Source organism: Allobosea sp. 01N443, assembly GCF_056399325.1.
The window spans coordinates 38,269-63,179 of the sequence record NZ_JBFTRC010000019.1 but is presented as its reverse complement, the minus strand read 5'-3'; the positions used below and the strand labels follow the sequence as shown (position 1 = coordinate 63,179).

Annotated in this window: 20 protein-coding genes; 12 read left to right on the top strand and 8 right to left on the bottom strand. The window is 66.4% G+C overall.

Going from position 1 to position 24,911, the window contains the following annotated elements; translation table 11 throughout:
- Window positions 1–2: 2 nt before the first annotated feature.
- Complete coding sequence (locus AC1DRP_RS08090; RefSeq protein WP_441504641.1) at window positions 3–695, bottom strand: FadR/GntR family transcriptional regulator; 693 nt, start codon at window positions 693–695, stop codon at window positions 3–5.
- A gap of 205 nt (window positions 696–900) precedes the next feature.
- Between AC1DRP_RS08090 and AC1DRP_RS08085 the strand changes: the two genes are divergently transcribed.
- From AC1DRP_RS08085 to AC1DRP_RS08055, 7 genes are read left to right on the top strand one after another with little or no spacing between them, the layout of a single operon-like run.
- A complete protein-coding gene (locus tag AC1DRP_RS08085) occupies window positions 901–1,962 on the top strand; it encodes an ABC transporter substrate-binding protein (RefSeq protein WP_441504642.1) in 1,062 nt (353 codons plus the stop codon).
- 31 nt (window positions 1,963–1,993) lie between these two features.
- On the top strand, window positions 1,994–3,055 hold the full coding sequence (locus AC1DRP_RS08080; RefSeq protein ID WP_476768257.1) for an ABC transporter substrate-binding protein: 1,062 nt from the start codon (window positions 1,994–1,996) through the stop codon (window positions 3,053–3,055).
- Window positions 3,056–3,060: 5 nt separating this feature from the next.
- On the top strand, window positions 3,061–4,317 hold the full coding sequence (locus AC1DRP_RS08075) for an ABC transporter permease (RefSeq protein ID WP_441504643.1): 1,257 nt from the start codon (window positions 3,061–3,063) through the stop codon (window positions 4,315–4,317).
- Between the two features lies 1 nt (window position 4,318).
- On the top strand, window positions 4,319–5,152 hold the full coding sequence (locus AC1DRP_RS08070) for an ABC transporter permease (RefSeq protein WP_441504644.1): 834 nt from the start codon (window positions 4,319–4,321) through the stop codon (window positions 5,150–5,152).
- Window positions 5,152–6,621 (top strand): amidohydrolase family protein, encoded by a 1,470-nt coding sequence (locus AC1DRP_RS08065; protein ID WP_441504645.1) that lies wholly within the window; start codon window positions 5,152–5,154, stop codon window positions 6,619–6,621. Before AC1DRP_RS08070 ends, AC1DRP_RS08065 begins: the two co-directional genes overlap by 1 nt.
- A 3-nt stretch (window positions 6,622–6,624) precedes the next feature.
- Window positions 6,625–7,740 carry an ABC transporter ATP-binding protein gene (locus AC1DRP_RS08060; protein ID WP_441504646.1) on the top strand — a complete coding sequence of 372 codons (1,116 nt, stop codon included), beginning with the start codon at window positions 6,625–6,627 and terminating at the stop codon, window positions 7,738–7,740.
- Between the two features lie 5 nt (window positions 7,741–7,745).
- Window positions 7,746–9,311 (top strand): amidohydrolase family protein, encoded by a 1,566-nt coding sequence (locus tag AC1DRP_RS08055; RefSeq protein ID WP_441504647.1) that lies wholly within the window; start codon window positions 7,746–7,748, stop codon window positions 9,309–9,311.
- An 89-nt stretch (window positions 9,312–9,400) separates the two neighbouring features.
- Here the strand turns inward: AC1DRP_RS08055 and AC1DRP_RS08050 are convergent, their stop codons facing one another.
- Genes AC1DRP_RS08050 through AC1DRP_RS08040 form a run of 3 tightly spaced genes read right to left on the bottom strand, consistent with a single transcriptional unit; the run spans window position 9,401 to window position 11,725 of the window.
- Window positions 9,401–10,633, bottom strand: coding sequence for an amidohydrolase family protein (locus tag AC1DRP_RS08050; protein ID WP_441504648.1), 1,233 nt, complete (start codon window positions 10,631–10,633; stop codon window positions 9,401–9,403).
- 1 nt (window position 10,634) lies between these two features.
- Entirely contained in the window at window positions 10,635–11,561 is a 927-nt protein-coding gene (locus tag AC1DRP_RS08045; RefSeq protein ID WP_441504649.1) for a DUF1989 domain-containing protein, read from the bottom strand.
- Window positions 11,558–11,725: a hypothetical protein gene (locus tag AC1DRP_RS08040; RefSeq protein WP_476768256.1), complete on the bottom strand. Its 168-nt coding sequence runs from the start codon at window positions 11,723–11,725 to the stop codon at window positions 11,558–11,560. The genes AC1DRP_RS08045 and AC1DRP_RS08040 overlap by 4 nt, the downstream gene beginning before the upstream one ends.
- 169 nt (window positions 11,726–11,894) lie before the next feature.
- Here AC1DRP_RS08040 and AC1DRP_RS08035 point away from each other — a divergent pair, with 169 nt between their 5' ends.
- The gene (locus AC1DRP_RS08035; protein ID WP_476768255.1) at window positions 11,895–13,481 is read left to right on the top strand and encodes an ABC transporter substrate-binding protein; all 1,587 of its coding nucleotides are present in this window, start codon (window positions 11,895–11,897) and stop codon (window positions 13,479–13,481) included.
- 318 nt (window positions 13,482–13,799) lie between these two features.
- Window positions 13,800–16,151 (top strand): xanthine dehydrogenase family protein molybdopterin-binding subunit, encoded by a 2,352-nt coding sequence (locus AC1DRP_RS08030; RefSeq protein WP_441504652.1) that lies wholly within the window; start codon window positions 13,800–13,802, stop codon window positions 16,149–16,151.
- 4 nt (window positions 16,152–16,155) lie between these two features.
- On the opposite strand, the gene AC1DRP_RS08025 is transcribed toward AC1DRP_RS08030, so the two are convergent.
- Window positions 16,156–17,226 (bottom strand): helix-turn-helix domain-containing protein, encoded by a 1,071-nt coding sequence (locus tag AC1DRP_RS08025; protein ID WP_441504653.1) that lies wholly within the window; start codon window positions 17,224–17,226, stop codon window positions 16,156–16,158.
- A gap of 343 nt (window positions 17,227–17,569) precedes the next feature.
- On the opposite strand from AC1DRP_RS08025, the gene AC1DRP_RS08020 reads away from it, so the two are divergent.
- From AC1DRP_RS08020 to AC1DRP_RS08010, 3 genes are all read left to right on the top strand, one after another.
- Complete coding sequence (locus tag AC1DRP_RS08020; RefSeq protein WP_441504654.1) at window positions 17,570–20,299, top strand: autotransporter family protein; 2,730 nt, start codon at window positions 17,570–17,572, stop codon at window positions 20,297–20,299.
- A gap of 38 nt (window positions 20,300–20,337) precedes the next feature.
- Window positions 20,338–21,468 carry a linear amide C-N hydrolase gene (locus tag AC1DRP_RS08015; protein WP_476768254.1) on the top strand — a complete coding sequence of 377 codons (1,131 nt, stop codon included), beginning with the start codon at window positions 20,338–20,340 and terminating at the stop codon, window positions 21,466–21,468.
- A 167-nt stretch (window positions 21,469–21,635) separates the two neighbouring features.
- Window positions 21,636–22,424, top strand: a complete 789-nt coding sequence (locus AC1DRP_RS08010; RefSeq protein WP_441504656.1) for a hypothetical protein — start codon at window positions 21,636–21,638, stop codon at window positions 22,422–22,424.
- Window positions 22,425–22,447: 23 nt separating this feature from the next.
- Here the strand turns inward: AC1DRP_RS08010 and AC1DRP_RS08005 are convergent, their stop codons facing one another.
- From AC1DRP_RS08005 to AC1DRP_RS07995, 3 genes are all read right to left on the bottom strand, one after another.
- Window positions 22,448–23,293, bottom strand: a complete 846-nt coding sequence (locus AC1DRP_RS08005) for an inositol monophosphatase family protein (protein WP_476768253.1) — start codon at window positions 23,291–23,293, stop codon at window positions 22,448–22,450.
- A gap of 96 nt (window positions 23,294–23,389) precedes the next feature.
- On the bottom strand, window positions 23,390–24,193 hold the full coding sequence (locus AC1DRP_RS08000) for an inositol monophosphatase family protein (protein ID WP_441504658.1): 804 nt from the start codon (window positions 24,191–24,193) through the stop codon (window positions 23,390–23,392).
- Window positions 24,183–24,911, bottom strand: a complete 729-nt coding sequence (locus AC1DRP_RS07995; RefSeq protein WP_441504659.1) for an ABC transporter permease — start codon at window positions 24,909–24,911, stop codon at window positions 24,183–24,185. Before AC1DRP_RS07995 ends, AC1DRP_RS08000 begins: the two co-directional genes overlap by 11 nt.

Genomic DNA, 24,911 nt, shown 5'->3' with positions numbered 1-24,911 from the left:
GTTCAGAGGATGAAAGGCTCGCCCGGGCGCAGTGCGTCATAGGCTTGGGAAATCGTGTCCATATGCGTCATCACGGCCTGCCAGGCCTCGTGGGCATCGCGCCGGGCGATAGCCTCCGCGATCCGCCGGTGTTCGGCGCTGAAATGGGCGCGCCGCTCCGGCCGCAGCACCGCGCGGCGCATGGCGCCCCAGACGATCTCCTTGCGAGCCCGGTTGACGGTCTCGAACAGCTCGATCGCCAGCGGATTGCCGCAGGCAGCGGCGATCGCGCGGTGAAACCCCTCGTCGAAGACCTCGTAGGCATCCATGTTGCGCGCAGCCGCACAGCGGCGGCAGGCGGCCTCGATCTCGGCGATCTGAGCGGCTGAAGCGTTCACGGCAGCGAGCGAGGCGAGCGACGGCTCGAGCATCCTGCGCGCGTCGTGGATATTGCGCGGACTGCAATTGGCCACAGTGCCTTCCGTCGCCGCCTCGATCTCCGTGCGCCGGCCGCGAAAGGTGCCCCGGCCGACATGGCGCCAAAGTGAGCCGCGGGCCTCGAGACGCTCCAGCGCGTGCCGGACGGCATGCCGGGTCACGCCAAGACGCGCCGCAAGTTCACGCTCGGTCGGCAGGCGGCGGTCGCTGTCCTGAATGGTCCCCTCGAAAATCAACTCGATGCTCTCCTCGAGCGTCGATCTAATCTCATCGGTCATCCGCTGGCGAGTCATAATTGCAACCAATCATTTGTCTGGTTGAAAAGCAGATGCCTAAGCTTTGCGCCACATGTCAAGAAATAACGAGCACATACCCCATTGACAGCGCCTATCGTGACGTGTGGATTATCAACCAGACGGGACACAATGCGATAAAAATCGCAACCAATATAGCAACCAATCGATCGGGATGGAGATCTTCGACATGGCGGTACGGAACGGACTGGCTGCCGGGCTGGCGCTCTTCGCATGCCTTCTGCCCATGGCGGCGGCCGCGGGTTCAATCACGGTGGCGAATAATGGCGGTGCTGCCGGCGCGGGTTATCGCGACGCCTATTACAAGCCCTTCACGGCGAAGACCGGTCACGTCGTCGTCGACGATTCCTTCAACCAGGAACTCGCCAAGCTCCGTTCGCAGGTCGAAACGGGCAATCTTGTCTGGGATGTGGTCAGCCTGACCGCGATCAACGAGGCGACAGCCTGCGAAGAAGGCCTGATCGAGCGCATCGACTGGGCGCGCTATGTCGATCCCAAGGACTTCGCCGCAGTCGGCGGCTTCGGCCAATGCGGATTACCGAACAATTTCGTGTCCGGCTCCCTGGTCTACGACACCAAGCGCTATGAAGGCGGGGAGGCCCCCAGGACCTGGGCGGATTTCTGGGACGTCAAGAAATTCCCCGGCAAGCGCGGCCTGCTCTACCGCGCCGAGCAAACGCTCGAGGTCGCGCTGATGGCCGATGGCGTGCCACCGGCCGAGGTCATGACGGTGCTCGCGGCGCCGGGCGGCGTCGACCGCGCCTTCAGGAAGCTTGCCGAGCTCAAGCCCCATATCAAATGGTGGAAGAGCGGCGACGAGTCGATGCAGAACATCCTTACCGGCGAGGTCGTCATGACCTTCGCCTGGAACGGGCGGGTCGCGATCGCCAACCGCACCAACAATCGCGCGCTCAAGATCGAATTCGGCGCCGGCCATGTCTCAGGCAGCCAGATGATCGCGATCATGAAGGGCACCAGGAAAAAGGACATCGCGCTGGATTTCCTGGCTCTCGCCTCCTCGCCAGAACCGCAGGCGGCCTTCGCACGGACCATCGACTACGCGCCGGCCAATGCGAAAGCCTATGCCTTCATGAGCGAGGCCGAGCGCGCCACGCTGCCGGCCAATCACCTGCACCTCGCCTCGCTGCAAAGCGGCCAGCTCTATCTCGACTTCTGGCTCAACAATGGCGACGCGCTGCTGCAGCGCTTCATCACCTTCGCCGCCCAGTAATCCAGCCGTCCCCGGCACAGGGAGCCGTGACATGAAGACCTCGAAGGCCATTCTCGCCATCGGGCTGGCGTTTGCCGGACTTGCCGTCCAGCCCGCCACGGCCCAGTCGCTTACGGTCGCGAACCAGGGCGGCCAGCCCGGCGAGCTCCAGCGCAAGACCGTGTTCGAGCCCTTCACCGCCGAGACGGGCATCAAGATCAATATCGACACGTTCAACCAGGAACTTGCCCGCATCAGGACGCAGGTCGAGACCGGCAACCTCGTCTGGGATGCCATCAGCCTGAACCCGATCAACGAAGCGGCCGGCTGCGAAGAGGGGCTGCTGGAGAAGATCGACTGGTCGAACTATGTCGATGCGAAGGCCTTCGAAGCGGTCGGCGGCTTCGGTGCCTGCGGTGCCCCCTATCTCGCCTCCCCCGGCACGCTGGTCTACGATTCCGACAAGCTCAGCGGCGATGCGGCGCCCCGTAGCTGGGCCGATTTCTGGAACGTCGCGAAATTTCCCGGCAAGCGCGCGCTGATGTATCAGCCCGACCAGACCGTCGAAATCGCGCTGATGGCTGACGGCGTCGCGCCCTCCGACGTGGTCAAGGTGTTGACCGGGCAGGGGGGCCTCGACCGGGCCTTCCGCAAGCTGGCCGAGATCAAGCCGCATGTGAAATGGTGGAAGAGCGGCGACGAGTCGATGCAGCTCCTGCTCACCGGCGAGGTCAGCATGGGCTATGGCTGGCTCGGCCGTGTCAACGCCGCCAATGCCTCGAACAACCGCAAGCTGCGCATCGTCTGGGATGCCGGCTACACCAACGCGCTGATCTATTTCGGCGTCCTGAAGGGCTCGCCTCGCAAGGATGCGGCGGCCAGGCTGATCGCCTATCAGCTGTCGCCGCCCGCCCAGGCCCGCTACATGGAGCAACTCGGCAACCCGCCGGCCAATTCCGACGCGAATGCGCTGCTCAGCGAGGCCAGGCGCGCCGCCCTGCCCGATCCCAAGGCGCGCAACGGCATGATGCAGGCGGGCCCGACCTATATCAATTTCTGGCTCGACAATGGCGACGCCATCCGCCAGCGCTTCGCAACCTTCGTGGCCCAGTGATGAGCATGGCCGCGACATCTCATGAGTTGGCAGCAGCGCCGACGCCACGGACGGCCAGTCTCGCCGCCCAGGTCGGCGCGGCGGAGCGACGCCATCTCTGGCGGATGCTGGCGCTGCTCGCGCCGAGCGTGCTGTTCACCGCCTTCTTCTTCGTGGTGCCGCTGGCGCTGTTCATGTTCCGCAGCGTCGACAATCCCGAGGTGCCCGGCTACCTGCCGCAGACCGCGGCGGTGATGCAGGCCTGGTCGGGCCAGGGCGAGCCGGACGAAGCGGCCTTCGCGGCGCTGGCCGCGGACCTGCGGGCAATCCGCGACACCCCGGCGCTCGGGCTGATCGGCCGCCGGCTGAATTACGCGCTGCCCGGCTTCCGGGGTCTGCTGACCCGCACGGCGCGGCGCCTGCCGGCCGTGGATGACACCGCGACGAAGGCAGCCTTCCTCGCCATCGACGAGAAGTGGCGGGATCCGGCGATCTGGGGCGTGCTGCACCAGCAATCGGGCCGCCTGACGAGCTTCTACCTGCTGACCGCGCTCGACCTCGAAAAGGCGCCGGACGGCGAGATCCGCCGCGTCGCGCCGGAGCAGCGCATCTTCATCGATCTCTACGGCCGCACGCTGACGGTCAGCCTCGGCGTCACGGCGCTGTGCCTGCTGATCGGCTATCCCGTCGCCGCCGTGATGAGCAGGGCCGGCCCACGCGCCGCAAGCTGGATGCTGATGCTGGTGCTCGTGCCGTTCTGGACCTCGCTGCTGGTCCGCAGCACCGCCTGGGTCATCCTGCTGCAGAACGAGGGGCTGGTGAACAAGAGCCTGATCGCGCTCGGCCTGATCGACCAGCCGCTGGCGCTGATCTTCAACCGGGCCGGCGTCTTCATCGCCATGGTCCATGTGCTGCTGCCCTATGCGATCCTGCCGATCTACAGCGTGATGAAGGGTATTTCCGGCAATCACCTGCGTGCAGCCGCTTCTCTCGGCGCGCCGCCGCTGCGGGTCTTCCGCACGGTCTACCTGCCCCTGACGCTGCCTGGACTGGCAGCGGGCGGAACGCTCGTCTTCGTGCTCTCCGTCGGCTTCTACGTCACCCCGGCGCTCGTCGGTGGGCCTGGCGACCAGATGATCGGCTATTTCATCGCCTATTTCACCAATTCGGCGGTCAACTGGGGCCTGGCCTCGGCGTTGGGCGCCCTCCTCCTGCTCGTCGTCGCGGCGATCTATCTCGCGCTCGGCAAGCTCGTCGGCTTCGACCGGCTCAGGGTGCGCTGACATGGCCGCTGCAACTCACATCCCCGCCACCGAGCGGGCCGTCCTGATCGGGTCCCGGATCTTCACGACCCTGGTCTTCGTCTTCCTGATCGCGCCGATCTTCGTCGTCGTGCCGCTGTCGCTGACCGCGGGACAATTGCTCGTCTTCCCGCTGCCGGGGCTTTCCCTGCAATGGTATCGCGAGTTCTTCACCAACCCGCTCTGGACCGGCGCGCTCGCCAACAGCGTCTTCGTCGCCCTCGTCACCACGGTCGCGGCGACGACGCTGGGAACCACGGCGGCGCTCGGCCTGCACGGCGCCCGCTTCCGGTTCAAGCCGATCCTGGTCGCCCTGCTGGTGACGCCGATCGCAGTTCCGGTGGTGATCATCGCGGTCTCGGCCTTCTATTTCTTCGCGTCGATCAATCTCGTCGGCACCTATCTCGGGCTCATCCTGGCCCATATCGCGCTGGCGCTGCCCTTTGTCGTGATCACCGTGTCGGCGACGCTGCAGAGCTTCGACCCCAATCTGCCGCGAGCCGCGGCCAGCCTGGGCGCCTCGCCGCTGCGGACCTTGCGCACCGTGACGCTGCCGATCATCGCGCCGGGCGTCGCCTCAGGCGCCGTCTTCGCCTTCGTCACCTCATTCGACGAGCTCGTGATCGCCCTGTTCCTCACCAGCCCGCAGCAGCGGACCCTGCCGCGCCAGATCTTCAGCGGCGTCAGCGAGAATATCTCGCCGACGATCACGGCAGCGGCCGTGGTGCTCCTCGTCGTCTCGGTGCTGCTGATGCTGGTCATGGAGTGGCTGCGCGCCCGCTCGCAACGCTTGCGAAACCCCTTGGAGACCGCCTGATGCCCGCCGCTACCGTAGACCTGCTGATCGAAGGTGGAACCGTCATCGCCTTCGACGGACAGGAGCACCGCTATCTCGAGGGCGGCACCATCGCCATCTCCGGAGACGAGATCGTCGCCGTCGGACCGGGCTTTGCCGGAGAGGCGAAGCGGCGCATCGATGCGCGCGGGAGGATCGTCATTCCTGGCCAGATCAGCACGCATGCCCATATCGGCGCGCATGAAGGCCCGCGACAGCTGATCGACAGCGGCCGGCGCGACTTCATCCGCTCGAGCTTCCTGCATTTCCTGCCGGCGAGCCGCTCCGGCCGCCCCGGCTTCCTCGCTCCGCAGGATGCGCGCGCCTCGCTGCGCTATGGCTTCGCCACGCTGCTTCGGCAGGGCGTCACCACCGTCCTCGCCTTTGCCCCGGCCGGGCCGCGCGACGGCGAGCTGATGCTGGAGGTGGCGCAGGAATTCGGCATCAGGCTCGTCTGGGCACCGATCGTCGCCGGTGGTCGCTACTGGCTCGAGGATGACGGACGGGTCGTGCGCGAACTCGATGATGCCGCAGGCCTGAAATCGCTGGAAGCCAGCGCCCGTTTCATCGAGACGCATCGCGGCGCTCTCGACGGCCGGCTGTCCGGCGTGATCGCGCTCGACGAATATTATGTCTCGACTCCGGCGCTGAGGCGCGAGGCGAAGCAGGTGGCGCGCGGGCTCGGCGTGCCCTTCACCCTGCATTTCGTCGAGCAGCACCGCGAGTTCTTCGAGACGATGGGTGCGACGGGCAAGACCCCGGTCCAGTGCCTGGCCGAGGAAGGCCTGCTCGACGAAGCAACCATCCTGGCGCATTGCGTCTATATCGCCTCGCACCGTGCGGTCGGCTATCCGCTCGAGGACGACATCGCGATCCTCGGCGCGGCCAAGGTCAATGTCGCGCATTCCCCGGTCGCCTTTTCCCGGCGCGGGCTCGCTCTCGAGAGTTTCTCCCGCTATCGCCGGGCCGGCATCAATGTCGCGCTCGGCACCGATACTTATCCGCTCGACATGTTCTCGGAGATGCGGATGGCGTCGCTGATGAACAAATTCGCCGACAACAATCATGAGGAGGCGCCGGCAGAAAGCGTCTTCTCCGCGAGCAACCTTGCCGGCGCGCAGGCGCTGGGACGCCCCGATCTCGGGCGGATCGCGCCCGGCGCCAAGGCCGATCTCGTCGTCATCGACCCGCGCTCGCTCACCTTCGGCCCCAATCCCGACCCGGTCAGGGCGATCGTGCATCTGGCGACCCCGGAGATGATCGACAGCGTGATCGTTGCTGGCCGCCTGCTCGTCGAGGGCAAGCGGCTGCTGGTCGCCGACGAGGACGAGATCATCGACGCGGCCGCCCGTTCGAGCCGGGCCGTCTGGGACGGTCACGCCGCACATGACATCCTCGGCCGCAGCGCGGCTGAGCGCTTCCCGCCCTCCCTGCGCGCCTGGACGGAGTAGGCCATGACCCTCACCGCAACCGCACATCGCGACGCGCCTGTCCCCAGCGCGCCGCTCGTCAGCTTCTCGCATGTCCAGAAGAGCTATGACGGCCAGGTCCTCGTCGTGAAGGACCTGTCCCTCGACATTGCCCGGGGCGAATTCCTCACGCTGCTCGGCCCCTCAGGCTCGGGCAAGACGACGAGCCTGATGATGCTGGCCGGCTTCGAGACGCCGACCAATGGCAGCATCACCTTGCAGGGCCGCGACATCACCGCACTGCCGCCCTACAAGCGCGGGATCGGCATGGTCTTCCAGAACTATGCGCTGTTTCCGCACATGACGGTGGCCGACAATGTCGCCTACCCCCTGCGGGCGCGAAAGCTATCCGAACCGGAAATCGCGCGGCGGGTGGCGACTGCGCTCGACATGGTCAAGCTCGGGGCGTTCGGCAAGCGCATGCCGGCGCAGCTTTCCGGCGGCCAGCAGCAGCGTGTCGCGCTGGCCCGCGCGCTCGTCTTCGAGCCCGAGCTGATCCTGCTCGACGAACCGCTGGGCGCGCTCGACAAGCAGTTGCGCGAGCGCATGCAGTACGAACTGAAGCAGATCCACGAACGGCTCGGCGTCACCATGGTCTATGTGACGCATGATCAGGAAGAGGCCCTGACCATGTCGGACCGGATCGCCGTGTTCGACCAGGGCAGGATCCAGCAGCTCGCGACGCCGGAGGAACTCTACGAGAGCCCGGCCAATGCCTTCGTCGCGGGCTTCGTCGGCGAGAACAACAGTCTCGACGGCGTCGTCGTGGGCCGCAGCGATGCGACGGTCACCGTGCGCCTCGCCGACGGGGTCGAGGTGGTGGCGCAGTCCATCGATGCGCTCGCGATCGGGGACGAGGCGGTGCTGTGCCTGCGCCCGGAACGGATCGCCCTGACGCCGGGAGAGACCGAGAACAAATATGTGCTCGAGGTCGAACGGCTGGTCTATCTCGGCGAGGCGACCCGCGTCGTCTTCCAGCTCGGCGGGCAGGAGCTGATCGCGAAGGCCGATCCGATGCGCTTGCCCCAGGAGCTCGCGCGCGGCGCCCGGATCGAAATCGGCTGGCGAGCGGACGAGTGCCGCGCCTTTCGCAAGGGCTGAACCGCTTGAACGAGAACCCTGCGAGCACGCAGAGCACGATCGTACGGGGCCGCCATGTCCTGTGCGGCGTCGACGGCGACGACCGCGCCCGGATCATCACCGACGGCGCCCTGCTCATCGAAGCTGGCCGCATCGCCGAGATCGGGCCGGCCTCTGAGCTGATCGCCCGCCATCCCGGCGCCGCATGCATCGGACGGCCGACCGATCTCGTCATGCCCGGGCTGGTCAACGCCCATCACCATACCGGGCTGACGCCGCTCCAGCACGGCACGCCGTTCCTGCCGCTGGAACTCTGGCTGCCGCGCTTTCTCGGCTGGCGCGGGCTCGACCCCTATCTCGACACGCTCTACTCCGCGATCGAGATGATCGAGTCGGGCGTGACCACCGTCCAGCATCTGCATGGCGGACCGGTCGGCCCGCGCGCGCGCTGGCTCGATGCGCCGGACGCGATCATGCGGGCCTATGCCGAGATCGGGATGCGGGCGTCCTTCTCCTTCATGTGGCGCGACCGGAACAGGATCGTCTACGGGGCCGACGAGACTTTTCTCGCAAGCCTGCCGTCGCCGCTCCGCGAACAGCTCGCGGCGATCCTGGCAACGGCCCAGACCTTGGTCGAGACATTGACGGAGCATTTCGAAGCCCTGGCGGAACGCTGGGGCCAACCCGCCGATGGCATGAGCCGGGTCCAGCTGGCGCCGTCCAACCTGCAATGGTGCACGCGCGAGAGCCTGATCGCGCAGCGCGACCTCGCCCAGCGCCATGATGTGGGGCTGCATATGCATCTGCTGGAGACGCCGTATCAGCGCCGGTTCGCCGAGATGGACACCGACGGCTCCGCCGTCCGCCACCTCGCCGATCTCGGGCTGCTGGGCCCGCGCATGACGATCGGCCACGGCATCTGGTGCAGCGACGCCGATATCGCGCTGCTCGCCGAGAGCGGCACCTGCGTCTGCCACAATGCAAGCTCCGGGCTGCGGCTGCGCAGCGGCATCGCGCCCGTCAAGGAGTTCGACCGGGCCGGCATTCCGGTCGCGCTCGGCATCGACCAGGCCGGCATCAATGACGACCGCGACATGCTGCAGGAGATGCGCCTCGCCTGGAACCTGCAGCGCACGCCAGGCCATGCCTACGAACCGCTTTCCGAGGCGCGCATCTTCCGGATGGCCAGCGAGCACGGCGCGGCGACGACGGGCTTTGCCGGCCTGGTCGGCCGGCTCGAGCCCGGGCGTGCGGCCGATATCGTCGTGATCGACTGGGAACAGCTGGCGCAGCCCTATCTCGATCCCGACGCCGAGATCGTCTCGGCGCTGGTGCAGCGCGCCAGAACGGGGATGATCCGCGATGTGCTGATCGACGGGCGCCACGTGCTGCGCGACGGGCGCATCGCCACGATCGACAAGGAAAAGCTGCTCAGCGAGATCGAAGCGGCCATGCAGCGCCCCCCGAGCGAGGCCGAGACGGCACGGCGCGCCTTCGTCAAGGCGCTCGACCCGCATCTGCGCGCCTTCTACGCCGACTGGCCGCTTCCATCCGCGGCAGATGCCTACCGCAGCTTCAACGCGCGGCGCTAGTATCCGCGATCTCCGGGCAGGCGCTCGCCGAGGACGGCGGCGCCAGCAGGGAGATGCGCCGCCGCGCTCGTGACGAGGCCGAAACCGCTCTACGCAGCAGCAGCGGCCGTGATCTCGCTGTGGCGCGCGATCACCCTGCCCTGCCTGACAACCGTCCGGTTCGGCGCGCGCGAGACGATTGCGTCGGCGAGCGTCTCGCCCGTCAGGAGAACGAGATCGGCCCGTGCTCCGTCATGCAGTCCGTAATCTGCGACGCCCAGGGCCAGCGCCCCGCCGAAGGTGCAGCTGTCAAGCGCCAGCTCGAGATCGTCGTCGCGGCGAAAGCCGTTGCGCTGAGCGACCAGCATCGCGCGTTCCAGCATGTCGGCATTATTGAAGGGGCCCCATGTGTCGCGGACGCCGTCCGAACCGGAACAGACGATGACGCCGAGCGAAGCCAGCAGAGCAAGGCTCGGGCACGCCCTGGCAAGGGGCGCCGTCGTCATGATCGCGACCTGCTCGCGCGCCAGCATCTCGCCGAGACGACCGGCATGAGCCGGTCCGATATCGCCCAGGCAGAAGGCGTGGCTGATCATCACGCGCCCCTGAAGGCCGAGCGCCCGCGTGCGCTCGAGGATCAGTTCAACACTGAAGGCTCCGAGCTCTCCAGGTTCGTGCAGATGGATATCGATCGGCTTGGCTGAACGCTCGGCAAGGCCGAATGTCATGTCCAGGCTGCCGCGCGGATCACGGTCGATCTGGCTGGGGTCGAGGCCGCCGACGATATCCGCGCCGATGCGGAGGGCCTCCTCCATCAGCTCGAGGGTGCCGGGCCGCGAGAGCAGGCCCGCCTGCGGAAAGGCAACGGTCTGCACCTCGATCGTCCCGCGGCATGCGTCCCGTGATCTGAGCACGCCCTCCAGCGGCGACAGGCCGACATCGGTGTCGATCGCGACATGGCCGCGAAGCAGGGTCGACCCCAATTCCGCCGACCGGACAAGCTGGCGCGTCGACTGCAATTCCGGGTCGATCCCTCGCCGGCGCAGTTCATCCTTCTCCGCCTGGATCTTGTCGGCCAGGGCCGGGCCGACCTCGTTTCGGAACCAGGGCAGCCCAAGCAAGGAATAGCCCAGATGCGTGTGGGCTTCGACGAGTCCGGGGATGACGATCCTGCCGCAGCCATCCTCCACGGCGCTCCCTTCGGGCGCTGCAAGTTCGTCGCCCGTCGCAGCAATCGTGCCGTTCCGGATCAGGATATCCTGGGGCGGCGAGAGAGGGAGGCCCCGGCCTCGCCAGAGGCGGACCTGCCTGATGAGCAGAGAACCCGTTGGTGCGACCTGCATCCTATGCTCCGTCGACAGCAGGAGCGCCGCTCTTCGCAGCCAGGAAGCGCGCCTCCCACCAGGAGAAGACGATGTCGCGCAGCGCCGCCCCGTCGTCGTCGCCGTGCACAGCATGGCGCAGTACTTCGAGGCGTGCGACATCCTCCTCCGTCAGATCGATCTCGATCCGGACCTGCTGCAACGGGACATTGGTGAATTCCGGCTTGTAGGCCGGATCGCGGCTCAGTTCCCGGTCGGCCTTGATCGTCGGATTCCTGAAGTCGCGCGGCGTGCGCTGGCTGGACAGGATCGGCGTGCGCGGAACCCGCGCGAGATCCTCCTCCGTCGATTCGAGAATGATCACCTCGACCGGCTTCAGCGCGAAATTGCTCGTGCGCATGATATCGGCGCCGCAGACATTCGGCACAGCCAGAACATCCATCAGAGCCAGGAGATCGACATAGTCGCCGGCCCGCGAAGCCTGTCGCGTGATCGTTGCCGATCCGTTTTCGGTGATCTCCGTGCACATGAACAGGTTGAAGCTGTCATGCACGTCGTCCGGCGTCAGCCCGTATTCGCGTTGCGCTTCGGCCTGGATGTCGTGGCAGTTGGTGTGCCGTGCGAAGCCATAGGCGCTCTCATAGAGATAGGCGCTGCAACGCGGGAAGAGCACATCGTTCCGGCCGTAGGTATCTTCAAAAATATAGAGCATCGCCCGCTCGCGCGGCGGCGCCGACCAGAGGAACGTGCCCTTGCTGGGATTGAAGCCGTGCACCGTGCGCGTGCGCCCGCAATGCATGAATTCCTTGTAATCATGAAGATTGAAGCAGTTGAAGTCGACGCATTGCTGCCCCTCGATCTGCTGGATACGCAGAATCTGGCCCGCCCTGACTTCGATGGCCTTCCCGGTACCGGGCTCGAGCCGGATCCTGGCGACTTCCGTCCTCATTGCCGTGCGCTCCCGCCATTCGTCGTCGCCTGCTTCGCCGCAGCCTCGCGCAGCGCGAGTTGTACGAGCGCCTGCACATCGCGCTCCCCGGTCGCTGCGATCGCGCGCCCGAGTAACTCGATCTGCTGCTGATTGAGCTKAAGAACCACGCGACGGGTTGTCATTTGTGCCTACCGTTTTTGCCTCGCCACCGTGACGCTAGCACAGGATTGCATACAGTCACCCCTAAAAACACGCCACAATCCATAAAGGCTATTGCATGCAAAAACAGAACAATATCGTATGCATTTATTGTCGACAGTGCGATCCCGCACGACAATGGTGGAGGGATGGATGGGCCGTTTGCTTTCGATGGTGATGGCAGCCGCTTTCGCGGCGGGCGTCGGACATGCCGGAATGGGAGGCGCCGAAGCGCAGACTCTCAAATGGGGGTCGCMCCGCGAGATCGGCTCGCTGGACCCCTACTCCTACGGAGATACTTACGCCCTGTCGGTGCTAAACCATGTCTATGAGGGGCTGGTTCGCTACAGCGGCAAGCAGGAAATCGAACCCGCCCTCGCCACCGCCTGGACCGTCGCCTCGCCGACGCTCTGGCGCTTCACTTTGCGCCCCGGCGTCACCTTCCACGACGGCGCCCCCTTCAGCGCTGACGACGTTATCGCATCGCTGGAGCGGATCACGCATCCGACCTCGCCCATGCGGGGAGAGCTGCACGGCTACAAGAGCGCCCGAAAGGTCAACGACTCCGTCATCGAGATCGAGCTCGACAGCCCCAATCCGCTGCTTCTGAACGACCTGACCAATGTCCACATCTTCAACAAGGCGTGGCTGGTCGCGAATAACAGCCTTCTGCCCACCGATGCCGGCAAGGGCGTCGAGGGTTTCGCCACAAACAACACGAACGGCACCGGCCCGTTCAAGGTCGTCTCGCGGCGACGGGACACCCAGACAGTCTTCGTCAGGAACACTGGCTGGTGGGACAAGCCCGTCCATAATCTGGAGCGCATCGAATTCGTGCCGATTACGTCGGCGGCGACCCGCGTCGCGGCCATGCTGTCGGGCGAGATCGATTTCACAAACTCCGCTCCGCTCCAGGACCTGAGCCGTCTCGCGGCCTCGCCGGATATCAAGGTCCTGCAGGCGAACGAGGTGCGCTCGACATTCTTCGGGTTCAACTGGCGACAGCGGCTCGTGGAAAGCGATGTGCAGGACAAGAATCCGCTGCGCGACATCCGCGTCCGCGAAGCCATGTATCGCGGCATCGACGTCGCCGCGATCCAGTCGCGCGCCATGCGTGGCCTGTCTCGCACCACCGGCGCCCTTGTCGCGCCATCGATCCCGGGCTTCACGCCCGAGCTCGACCAGCGCCTGCCCTTCGACGCCGCCGAAGCACGCCGGCTTCTGACCGAGGCCGGGTATCCCAACGGCTTCTCCTTTCTGATGAACTGCGCCAGTGACGCACTCATCAACGAGGAGGAATTCTGCCAGGCCGTCGCCTCGATGTGGTCCCGCATCGGCCTGCGGCCCAATCTCAGCATCGCCCCGCGCAGCCAGCAGACGCCGAAGCGGGTTCGCGGCGAGTTCGACGTCGTCGCCTTCGGCTGGGCCAATGAGCCCACCCTGGATTCGTCCTCGCTGTTGACACAGGTGATCCACAAGAAGGACGCCGCGGCCGGCGTCTTCAACTGGGGCGAATGGGGCGATGACAGGATCGACGCCCTGAACGCCCAGGCCGCCGTCGAGAACGACGCCGCCAAGCGCACCGCCATGCTGACCGCGGCGATGAAAATCGCCAAGGATCAGCACATGTTCCTGCCAATGCATCAGCAACCCATGGCCTGGGCCGCCCGGTCGCGGATCACGTCCCTGGTGCAGAACTCGGACAACAAGCCGCGGATGTGGCTCACCGTCGTGAAGTAGAACCCGGCCCCGGTCAGCCCCGTGGCCTATCCGCCCGCACGCTGCTTCGCCATGATGCGCCGCGATCCCGATCGCGGCGCATCTCTTGTTCCAGGCCTACGCCGAGCCAGATAGAGCGGCCGTGCCCCTCCCAGGGTTCAGCGCCACCCCTTCGGATGGCGCCCAGAACCAGAACCTCCCTCCGGGCGGCTGACTTTTCGGAATGCGCCGCCTGCGGATAGCGCCTATGCGACATCTGCAGGACAGGCGCCGCCATTTTGGGTCAGTCTAGCGACGTTGCCTGCCGGTCGGCTCGCACGTTACTCACGGTGCCTCCTGATGAATAAGCACACGCCCTCAGCGGAGCTTTCGACGATGCCATTCGAGGTCGGCCAGCCCGTCCCGCGCAACGAGGACCCCGTGCTCGTGCGCGGCGAGGGCCGCTATACCGATGACGTCTCGCTGGAGGGGCAGCTCTACGCGGCCTTCGTCCGCAGCCCGCACGCGCATGGCGTCCTRCGCGGCATCGATATCTCGCAGGCCGAAGCCATGAAGGGCGTCGTCGCGATCTATCGGGGGGAGGATCTCGCGGGCCAAGGCTACGGCTTGCTGAAATGCGTTGTCGAGCATCCCAATCGGGACGGCAGCCCGATCAGGAAGCCCGCCCGCAACGCCCTGGCGACCGACAAGGTCCGCTTTGTCGGCGATCCCATCGCGATGGTCGTGGCTCGCACGGCCGTCCAGGCGCGCGATGCGGCCGAGGCCGTGCTGCTCGATATCGAGATCCTGCCCGCGGTCACGGCCAACGAGGATGCCCTCAAGCCGGACGCGCCGCAACTCTATGACGACGTCCCCGGCAATGTGGTCCTCGACTATCATTTCGGCGATGCCAGCAAGGTCGCGGCCGCTTTTGCCAGCGCCGCCCATGTCACGAAGCTGCGCATCGTCAACAGCCGCATCGTGGTGAACCCGATCGAGCCGCGTGCGGCGGTCGGAACCTATGACCGCAAGACCGGCCGCTACACGCTGCATGCGCCGAGCCAGGGCGCGTTCGGGATGCGCAACAACCTGGCCGCGGCAATGGGCGTGCCGGCGGAACGGATGCGGCTGCTCACCGGCCATGTCGGCGGCTCCTTCGGGATGAAATCCTCGGTCTTCCCCGAATATGTCGTGCTGCTGCACGCGGCCCGCCTGCTGAAGAAGCCGGTGAAATGGACCGATCAGCGCTCCGAGAGTTTTGTCTCGGACTATCATGGCCGCGACATGGTCTTCGAGGCCGAGCTGGCGCTCGACGCGCGCGGCCGGTTCCTGGCGACGCGCTTCAGCGGCATCGGCAATATGGGCGGCTATCTCTCGCCTGTCGGGCCGATGATGGCGACGACGAATATCGGCAAGAACAGCATCGGCATGTACCGCACGCCGCTCGTCGAGGTGCAGACCAAATGCGTCGTCACCAACACGGCACCGATCGGCGCCTATCGCGGCGCCGGGCGCCCCGAAGGCAATTACTTCATGGAGCGGCTGATCGATGCGGCCGCCGTGGAAATGGGGATCGACAAGACCGTCCTGCGGCGGCGCAACCTCGTCGCTCCGCAGCAACTGCCCTGGGCGACGCCGGTCGGGACGCTGTATGACAGCGGCGATTTCCCGGCCCTGTTCGCAGAAGCGCTCAAGGCGGCCGACTGGAAGGGCTACGGGGCGCGGCAGCGCCAGAGCCGGAAGGCCGGCAAGCTCCGCGGCCGCGGCATCGGCTGCTATCTCGAGGTCACCGCGCCGCCAAGCAATGAAATGGCCGGCCTCCATTTCGAAGCCGATGGCAGCGTGACCATCGTCACCGGCACGCTCGATTACGGACAGGGCCACTGGACGCCCTTCGCCCAGGTGCTGACGAGCAAGCTCGGCGTGCCCTTCGACAAGATCCGACTCGTCCAGGGCGACAGCGACCGGCTGATCGCGGGCGGCGGCACCGGCGGCTCCAAATCGATCATGGCGAGCGGGTCGGCCATCATGGAAGCGGGCGATCGCGTCATCGAGAAGGGCAAGCTCCTGGCCGCCCATTTTCTGGAAGCCGGCGTCGCCGATCTCGAGTTTGGCCGTGGCCGGTTCACGATCGCCGGGACCGACCGCGCGATCGGTATCATGGAGCTCGCGGAACGGGTGCGCATGACCCCCGACCTGCCCAAGGAGCTGCCCCGGAGCCTGGATGTCGATCATGTCTTCAAGTCGGCGCCATCGGCCTATCCCAATGGCTGTCATGTCGCCGAGGTCGAGATCGATCCTGAGACCGGGGAGGTCGCGGTGGTCAGCTATGTCATGGTCAATGATTTCGGCACGATCGTGAACCCGTTGATCGTCGCGGGGCAGCTGCATGGCGGCGTCGCGCAGGGCATCGGCCAGGCGCTCTACGAGATGACCGCCTATGACGAGGCCGGCCAGCTCATGACGGGGTCCTATATGGACTACGCGATGCCGCGCGCTGCCGACCTGCCCTTCTTCTCATTCGCCAGTCAGGGCAGCCCGACCGCGACCAATCCCGTCGGCGCGAAAGGCTGCGGCGAGGCCGGCTGCGCGGGCTCGCTGCCCTCGGTGATGAACGCGCTCGTCGATGCGCTCTCGCCCTATGGCGTGCGGCATGTCGACATGCCGGCGACGCCACAGGCGATCTGGCGGATGATTCACGGGGGGAAGTGAGAGATCATTTCGGCAGGGGGCCCGCCCCGAGCTGCTGCGCATATTGGTCGAAATGAACCTGCACATGCTGGAGGCGCTGATCGGCGAAGGGGCGTGCGGCTGCCGCGTCACGGGCTTCACCCGGGGCCATTCCGAAGCGCGCGCGGAAGGCGCGGTGAAACTGGGCGCTGTTGGAGAAGCCCTGTTCATGCGCGATCTGCGTGATCGAGCGTGATGGCGCGGCGGGACTGGCCAACTCGCGGAACGAGGCGTCGAGCCGCTTCTCGCGGATGATCGTGGCGACACCGCCATCGCCGGCAAACATCCGGTAGAGATGCGCGCGCGAGACCCGGAAGCGGGAAGTCAGCACGGCCGGGTTGAGGCCGGGATCCGACAGATTGGCCTCGATGAACGCCAGGATGCGCTGACGCAGGACGTTTCCCAGCACGGGGTCCTGAAGAGCGATCCCCGGCGCGTGACGAGCGAGGCCCGAGGCGATGAGGAAGATCGCCGATTCCTCGATCGCCCGCAGGTCGTCGTCGCTCATCACGGGCGAGACATGGGACAGGCTGACGATGAAGTCGCTCAGGAGGCGCGTGATCGGATCTCCGGTCCTGAGCACCAGGCCATGCAGGTTGCGCCCCCCCGCCACCCGGTCGACCCGCTCCCGCGGCAGGACCAGCGACAGCGTGGAGCCGGTCCGGACCCTGCTCCTGAAGGTCCGGGCGAGGTCGAAGACGCAGATATCGCCAGGGCCGACCGATATCGCCTCCCCCTCGCAATCGGCCTCGAGTGTGCCGGCGACGAAGAGCTGGACGAAGTACTGATCCAGCCCGCCCTGCAGGATGGTGCGCCGGTCCCGGCTGTATTGCTGCTGGTTGAAGCTGGTCGGACCGATCAGCAGTGCGCCCAGCGCCCGCGAGCGGATCGAGCCCTCAAGCACAGCTCCGCGATCGTCGGGATGCGCCGTCGTCTCGAAGAACGGGCGGGAGATCTCGCGCCAGAGATCGCTGCGCAGGTCAGGCTCGACCATGTCGGTCGACAGGACGAGCTCTTCCGCCGCCACCGGAGCAGTCGCCCCCCGGGCCTGCCGCATCGCTCGCTCTCCCCCGCCAAGATCGGAACTTGCCCCGCACGTTCGGAACCTGCCCGATCACTCCTAGGGTGATTTGCCTGGTGGAACCAATGCCGCCGACGCAGGGGCATAGGCCGTCCCAGGACGAGACGACGTCCGGACGATTGAGACGCAGCGTCATCACAAATGAGACGCAGCGCTACAGGCGGGCGCTCGCGAATATGCGATCCTGGCAGCGCGGCGGCACTGCTGGGGGGCATGTTGCGCAGCCTTGCGGCTGCGTGCGCCGCCTTCGGCACCTGACAGCAACGCCCCCGACATCACAGCGCTCCGGGGGATGAGGCCCCCGGCTTCGGAGTGGCCTATGCCTATCGAATTGACCATCCAGCCATCGGGAATCATGTCTGGACATTCCGCATTGCCGGGKCTCAAGCGGAGTGCCAGCGCAACGGCGATCATTCTCGCGCTGACGGCGGCCTCGGCGGCTTCGGCAGCGGATTATCACTACGTTGCGTCCAGCGACGCCCTGTGGGGTCAGTTTGGAGGCACCCAGTGGGGCGTCGGCATACCAGGCCCCAACGACCGGGCGATCTTCGACCTGGCGGGAACCGGATCCACCTACACCTGGGGCAGCGCACGCAGTGTCGGACAGATCGTGTTCCTGGCTCCCTATACCGGGTTTGGCTTCGTCAATACCCCAGTGTCGACGAACGGTCTCGTCAGTATCGGCGGTATCGACGGGCTGGGCGTGGTCAGCCAGGTMAATCAGGCGATCACGCTCAGCGAGAGGATTACGCTGACAGGCAGCCAGGAATGGCGGATCGACAGCCAGAGCGGCAGCATCAGCCAGCTTTCCAAATCCGGGGCGGCCGCCCTCAATCTCGGCGCGCAGACCCTGACGCTGAACCCGGTGCAGAGCGGCAATGCCTTCTACCTGAACAACCCGATCTCCGGCACGGGCGGCCTCGTCGTGACCGGCGCCGGCACGGTCTATCTCATCGCAGCCAACACCTATTCTGGCGGGACGGTCCTCAACGGCGGCACGCTGTCGATGTCCTCGGACGCCAATCTCGGCAGTGTCGCGGGAGCACTGTCCATCAATGGTGGCGTGCTGCAGATCACCGGCACCGGCTTCAACAGCACCGGGCGCACCATCAACTGGGGCGCCAATGGCGGCGGCTTCGACATCGCCGATGCCAGCAACAATTTTGCCGTCGGCCAGGCGCTCGGTGGCGGGCCACTCACCAAGCTCGGGGCCGGCTCGCTGACGCTGACCGGAGCCAACAGCTTTACGGGCGCGACGACGATCCAGTCGGGCAGGCTCGCCCTCACCGGTGCGGGCAGCATCGCCGCGTCCAGCGGCGTGCGCAACAACGGCGTGTTCGACATCTCCGGAACCGCGGCCGGCGCCTCGATCAGGACGCTTTCGGGCAGCGGCGTGGTCGCGACCGGGGCGCAGACTCTGACCCTGACCGCCGCCGCCGACACGTTCGCCGGCCGCTTCGAGGGAACGGGAGCGCTGGTTCTCGCCGCTGGCCACGCAAACCTCACGGGCGACAGCTCGGGCTTCGGCGGCGCCACCACGATCCAGGCAGGCGCGCTCTCGGTGAATGGCATCCTCGGCGGCACGCTGGCGGTGCAGGGCGGCCGGCTGCAGGGCATCGGCACGGTCGGCACCACGATGAACGCAGCCGGCGGCACGATCGCGCCCGGTAACTCGATCGGCACGCTGACCATCAATGGCAATTATCGCGGCAATGGCGGCAGGCTCGAGATCGAGACGGTGCTCGGCGGCGATGCCTCGCCTTCCGACCGGCTGGTCATCACCGGCAGCAGCGCCGGATCGACGCTGGTCAACGTGCTGAACCAGGGCGGGACTGGCGCACCGACCGTCGAGGGCATCAAGATCGTCGATGTCGGCGGCGCCTCGAATGGCAGCTTCACCCTCGCCAATGGCGACTATGCCTTCCAGGGGCAGCCCGCCCTGATTGCAGGCGCCTACGCCTATACGCTGCAGCACAACGGCGTCAGCACGCCCAACGACGGCGATTGGTATCTGCGCTCGGCCTATGTCCCGCCGGCAGCCGCGGCGGCGCCAGTCGGCAGCCCGGCGCGCACCGTGCCGATCCTGCAGCCCGGCGTGCCGGTCTACGAGGCCTATGGCCAGGTGCTGCAAAGCCTGAACGGCCTGCCGACGCTGCGCCAGCGCGTCGGCGACCGCATGCATGGCGACGGCACGGCCCCGGCGGGTACGCCCGAGAGCCAGGCGATCTGGGCCCGGATCGAGGGCGCCCATAGCCGGATCACGCCCAGGCTCTCGACCAGCGGCACCTCCTACGAGATCGACAGCTGGCGGCTCCAGGCCGGGCTCGAGGGACAGCTTCTGGCGAACGGCGCCGGCACGCTGGTCGGCGGCCTGACCGCGCATCACGGCGGGGCCACGGCCGATATCGCCTCGGTCTTCGGCCGCGGCAAGATTGCGACCAGCGGCACCGGCTTTGGCGGCACGCTGACCTGGTATGGCGAGAGCGGGCTCTATGCCGATGCCCAGGCCCAGGCGAGCTGGTTCGACAGCGATCTCAGCTCGACCACGCTCGGGCGCCGGCTCGCCGACGGCACGGGCGGGTTCGGCTATGCCTTCGGCCTGGAGCTCGGCCAGCGGATCGCGCTGAACGGCGCCTGGTCGCTGACGCCGCAGGCGCAACTGATCTATTCCAGGGTCACTGGCGACAGCTTTACCGATCCGTTCGGCGCCCGCGTCTCGCTCGGGGATGGCGACAGCCTGAAGGGCCGCCTCGGGCTCGCGGCGGACTATCGCAGCATCTGGCGCGACAGCGCCGGACAGCTCGTCAGCACCACGCTCTACGGCATCGCCAACCTCTCCTACGAGTTCCTCGACGACACCACGGCCAGCGTCGCCGGCACGCGCTTCAGCAGCGCCGAGGAGCGGCTCTGGGGCGGGGTCGGCCTCGGCGCGAAATATGATTGGGGCCGCTACTCGCTCTATGGCGAAGCCTCCGTCAGGACGAGCCTCGCCCAGTTCGCCGACAGCCACGAACTCAGCGGACGCGCCGGCTTCCGCATGAGCTGGTGAGCCCTCCCCTGAACTAAACGAACCCGAGAGGAGGACCCATGCGTCTTCGTGCATCGTCCCCATGGCACCACGCCAAGCGCGCCGCAGCCGCCACACTGGTCGCGGCGATGCTGGCGACACCCCAGTCCGTGCTCGCCTGCACGAGCTTCCTGATCCGGACGACCGATGACGGCGCCGTCTATGGCCGCACCATGGAGTTCGGGTTCGAGCTCGAGTCGCGCGCGATGGTGATCCCGCGCAACTACAAGCTGGCTTCGACCGGGCCGGGCGGAAAACCGGCGATGAGCTGGACCGGCAAATATGCGGCCGTCGGGCTCAATGCGCTCGGCGTCTTCGCCCTGGTCGACGGCATGAACGAGAAGGGCCTCTCCGGCGGCATTCTCTATTTCCCGGATTATGCCGGCTACGCCGACCCGGCGAAGACCGACCCGGCCAAATCCCTCGCGCCATGGGACCTGCTCACCTGGGCTCTGACCAGTTTCGCGACGGTCGCAGAGGTCAAGGCGGCGATCGGCGACGTCGCCGTCATCCATGTCGTGCAGGAGGCGATGAAGATCGCGCCGCCAGTGCATTACACCTTGCACGATGCCTCCGGGGCCTCGCTGGTGATCGAGCCGGTCGATGGCAAGCTCAAGGTCTATGACAACCCGCTCGGCGTGATGACCAACGCGCCATCCTTCGACTGGCACCTCACCAATCTCAGGAATTATGTGAAGCTGTCGCCCGTCAACGCGCCGCCGCTGAAGGTCGGCGAGCAGTCCTTCGCGCCGCTCGGCCAGGGCTCGGGCATGCTCGGCATTCCCGGAGATCCGACGCCGCCATCGCGTTTCCTGCGGGCGCTCGGCTATACGATGTCCGTCGAACGCAAGCCGAGCGGCCCGGAAAGCGTCCGGCTGGCAGAGCATATCGTCAATAATTTCGATATTCCGAAGGGCTGGATCAGGCTGCAAGACAAGGGCCAGGGAGACAAGCCCAGGGAGCCGCTGGAATACACGCAATGGTCGACGGTGGCCGACCTCGTGAACCGGGTCTACTACGTCAAGACCTATGAGGATCCGGTCCTGCGCGGCATCGACCTGAAGAGCTTCGACCTCGACGCCAAGACGATCGTCAGCGCGGCGCTGGTGCCGGCGATGACGCCTCCCGCCCTGCCTTTCGCCAAACCCTGATCAGTGATCGCGTCCAGCCAGACGCCGGCGGCCATGGCCGTCCGGCCGCCTTGCCGCGGCGCACAGCCTTCATCCGCATCTCATCGATATCGCCAGGGCCGGGGGGCCACAGCACCATGACGTCAGCGACATCCGGCAAGCGGCATCGCTCCCGCCGGACCAGAGCCATGATCGGCGCGGCCGCCCTGCTTGCGGCGGCGGCGCCTGCTGCGGCAGCCGATCTCACCCCTGTCCGCATCGCGCAGGCAGGCGCCCCCCTCGCCCAGAGCGACTGGTCGGTCACCCTCAGCCCCTATCTCTGGGCGGCCTCGCTCAACGGGGATGCGGCCGTGCTCGGGATACACCGGCATGTCGACGTCCCGTTCCGCGACACCCTGAAGAATCTCGACCTCGGGCTGATGGGCAATCTCGAGATCCGCCGCGGCGCCTTCGGCGCCTATGTCAATGGCGAGTATGTCGATGTCTCCAGCGACGAAAAGATTGCCTCCCTCAACATCGGCACCGGCATGAAGTCCTATCTGGTCAGCGCCGGCGTGTTCTACCGCGTCTATCAGTCCGAACTCGGCGGCAATACCGTGTTCGGCGCACCCCGCGTCTTTGCACTGGAACCGACGGCGGGCGCCCGCTGGACGCGCCTGACGGGCCGCATCCGGGTCGCCGGGCTGCATGTTTCCGACAGCGAGAGCTGGCTCGACCCCTTCGTGGGGGCGAGGCTGAATCTCGACCTGACCGACCGCTGGAACCTCTTCATGGAAGGCGATGCCGGCGGCTTCGGCGTCGGCTCGCGGCTGAGCCTCAACGGACAGGCGCTTCTCGGCTACCGCACCACGCTGGCGGGCTACAAGACCATGGTTCGCACCGGCTACCGCGTCCTGCACCAGGACTACCGGGATGGCGGCTTCCAGTGGAAGGTCACTCAGCACGGGCCGATCATCGGTGCGTCGATCGAGTTCTGAGGCCCCAAGGACCGCCAAGCACGCTATCGCGGGCGGGCCTCGCAAATAGCGTTCGTGGCAGAGGCGGTCCGGAAGATGTCGATGAAGAGGCTGTGAAACTGGCGCGGGGCGACGACAAGGCTGCGGCAGTGCAGCGGGTCGCCCTCGCCATCGATTTCCGTCGCGATGCAGCCGGCTTCGCGGGCGATGATCACGCCCGCAGCGAGGTCCCAGAGATCGAGCTTGGCGCCCGAGGTCCAGAACCCGTCGAAGCGCCCTTCTGCGACGTAGGCGATCTCGAGGGCGGCGGAGCCCGGACTCCTGATCCCTGAAACCTGCGGCATGATGGCTGCCATTTCACGCGCGGCTTTTTCCGTGTCGCCCTTGCCATGATAGGGGAAACAGGTGCCGACGACGGCATGGGCGAGCGAGTTGCGCTTCGAGCCCGTGAGGCGCTGGTCGCCGAGAAAGGCGCCCTCTCCTTTCGCGGCCCAGAACATGTCGTGGCTGAGCGGATGATAGGTGACGCCCGCTGTCACCTCGTCGCCCTCCATCAGGGCGAGCGACACGGAAAACTGCGGGATGCCGTGCAGGAAGTTGTTGGTGCCGTCGAGGGGATCGATGACGATCCTGCGACCGTCACTGGCGCCTGGGGATGCGCCGCTCTCTTCGCCGAGCACCGCGATATCGGGCAGCGTGTCCCCGAGATGCGCGATGATCAGCCGTTCGGATTCGATATCCGCGGCAGAGACGAAATCCGACGGCCCCTTCTCCAGGATCGGCGGGGCGGCGAGGCGGGCGAAATTCCCGGCGAGCGATGCGCCGCCGATCCGGGCAGCCTCCTTCATGCACTCGACGATATGGCTCCTGGAACGCGTGCGGTCATGCATGGCGAAGTCTCGACTGGGGATTGTGAGTGCTGCGCCCGGTGCGGCTGCGTGAGCCCTGGCCGAACACAGGTTTGGAATGCGGCATCGCTCGCTGTGTCAGGCGGCCGGCAGGGTTCGGTGCGAGGGTGCGATCCGGCCCAACGCGGCTGCGTGCAGGGCGGAGTTTGCCGCGGCCAGACAATGCCCGCCCGAGCGGATCGTCAGCGGCGCGCCGTCCCAATCCGTCATGACGCCGCCGGCATGGGTGATCACGGCGACATGGGCGAGGTAGTCATGCGGATTCTCGAAGCGGTCGATGGCGATGTCGATCGCCCCGGAGGCCAGCCGTCCATAGGAATAGCAACTGCCGCCATAGACGCACCAATGGACGGAGGAGCGCAGGGCCTTGAAGGTCGGCAGGCTGTCCTCGTCATAGAGTTCGATATTGCTCGTCGACATCACCGCTTCCGACAGGAGGCGCCGGCCCGAGGTCGTGACGCGCGCGCCGTTCAGCGTCGTCGGAAAGCCCTCCGCGCCGACCCAGCGTTCCCGTGTCATCGGCTGGTCGATGACACCGAGGATCGGGACGCCACGATGGGTCAGAGCGACGAGCGTGCCGAAGACCGGGATGCCGGCGACGAAGGCCTTGGTTCCGTCGATCGGGTCGATGACCCAGACAAAATCCTCGTCCATTCCCTGCGAACCGAACTCCTCGCCGAGGATGCCATGGCCGGGATAGGCCGCTTCGATGCGGCGGCGGATCTCGGTCTCGGCGCGCCGGTCGATCTCGGTGACGGGGCTGTCGTCGCCCTTGGGGATGAAGGCGTTGTTGTGCCTTGCCGCCTCGCGGATGATCTCGCCGCTCGCCTCGACCAGCTCCTGGGCGAAGGCAATGAAATTCCTGATGTCGCTAGTCGGCATGTCTGACCTGTCCGGGGATCGCTGCGCGRCTCTTGAGCGGGCGCTGGTGCTTGCTGAGGCTGTATTCGGCGAATTTGAAGCAACGCGTGATGACGAGCGTGATCGAGAGATAGATCAGCGCAGCCATGATGAAGATCTCATAGGGCGAGAACGTATCGGCCACGATGGTATTGGCCACGCCGGTCAGCTCCATCAGCGTGATCGTGCTGGCAAGCGAGGTGCCCTTCAACATGCCGATAGCCTGGTTGCTATAGGCCGGCAGCATCAGCCGCAGCGCGATCGGCAGCACGATCAGCCGCTGGACCTGGAAGGCCGACATGCCGCAGGCGCGCGCCGCCTCGATCTCGCCGGCCGGCACGGCCTGGATCGCGCCGCGCAGGATATTCGCGGTATAGGCGGCGGAATGCAGGGCACAGGCCAGCAGGGCGCAGATGAAGGGCTTGCGCAGATACGGCCAGAGAAAGCTTTCGCGCACGAACTCGAACTGCGCGAGCCCGTAATAGACGATGAAGATCTGGACGAGCAGCGGCGTGCCGCGAAAGAAATAGACGAAGCAATAGATCGGCGCCCGTACCCCCCTGCTGCCATTCGCGTAGAGAATGCCGAGCGGCAGAGCGAGCACGAAGCCGATGATCTCGGTCAGCAGCAGAAGCTGCAGGGTGACGACCGCGCCTTCGAGCAGGCGCGGGATGCTCTCGATCATGAGCGAGATGTCCAT

Coding starts and splice junctions, on each gene's coding strand:
- AC1DRP_RS08090 (WP_441504641.1), bottom strand. CDS start 695: ATGACCGATGAGATTAGATCGACGCTCGAGGAGAGCATCGAGTTGATT.
- AC1DRP_RS08085 (WP_441504642.1), top strand. CDS start 901: ATGGCGGTACGGAACGGACTGGCTGCCGGGCTGGCGCTCTTCGCATGC.
- AC1DRP_RS08080 (WP_476768257.1), top strand. CDS start 1,994: ATGAAGACCTCGAAGGCCATTCTCGCCATCGGGCTGGCGTTTGCCGGA.
- AC1DRP_RS08075 (WP_441504643.1), top strand. CDS start 3,061: ATGGCCGCGACATCTCATGAGTTGGCAGCAGCGCCGACGCCACGGACG.
- AC1DRP_RS08070 (WP_441504644.1), top strand. CDS start 4,319: ATGGCCGCTGCAACTCACATCCCCGCCACCGAGCGGGCCGTCCTGATC.
- AC1DRP_RS08065 (WP_441504645.1), top strand. CDS start 5,152: ATGCCCGCCGCTACCGTAGACCTGCTGATCGAAGGTGGAACCGTCATC.
- AC1DRP_RS08060 (WP_441504646.1), top strand. CDS start 6,625: ATGACCCTCACCGCAACCGCACATCGCGACGCGCCTGTCCCCAGCGCG.
- AC1DRP_RS08050 (WP_441504648.1), bottom strand. CDS start 10,633: ATGCAGGTCGCACCAACGGGTTCTCTGCTCATCAGGCAGGTCCGCCTC.
- AC1DRP_RS08045 (WP_441504649.1), bottom strand. CDS start 11,561: ATGAGGACGGAAGTCGCCAGGATCCGGCTCGAGCCCGGTACCGGGAAG.
- AC1DRP_RS08025 (WP_441504653.1), bottom strand. CDS start 17,226: ATGCGGCAGGCCCGGGGGGCGACTGCTCCGGTGGCGGCGGAAGAGCTC.
- AC1DRP_RS08015 (WP_476768254.1), top strand. CDS start 20,338: ATGCGTCTTCGTGCATCGTCCCCATGGCACCACGCCAAGCGCGCCGCA.
- AC1DRP_RS08010 (WP_441504656.1), top strand. CDS start 21,636: ATGATCGGCGCGGCCGCCCTGCTTGCGGCGGCGGCGCCTGCTGCGGCA.
- AC1DRP_RS08005 (WP_476768253.1), bottom strand. CDS start 23,293: ATGCATGACCGCACGCGTTCCAGGAGCCATATCGTCGAGTGCATGAAG.
- AC1DRP_RS08000 (WP_441504658.1), bottom strand. CDS start 24,193: ATGCCGACTAGCGACATCAGGAATTTCATTGCCTTCGCCCAGGAGCTG.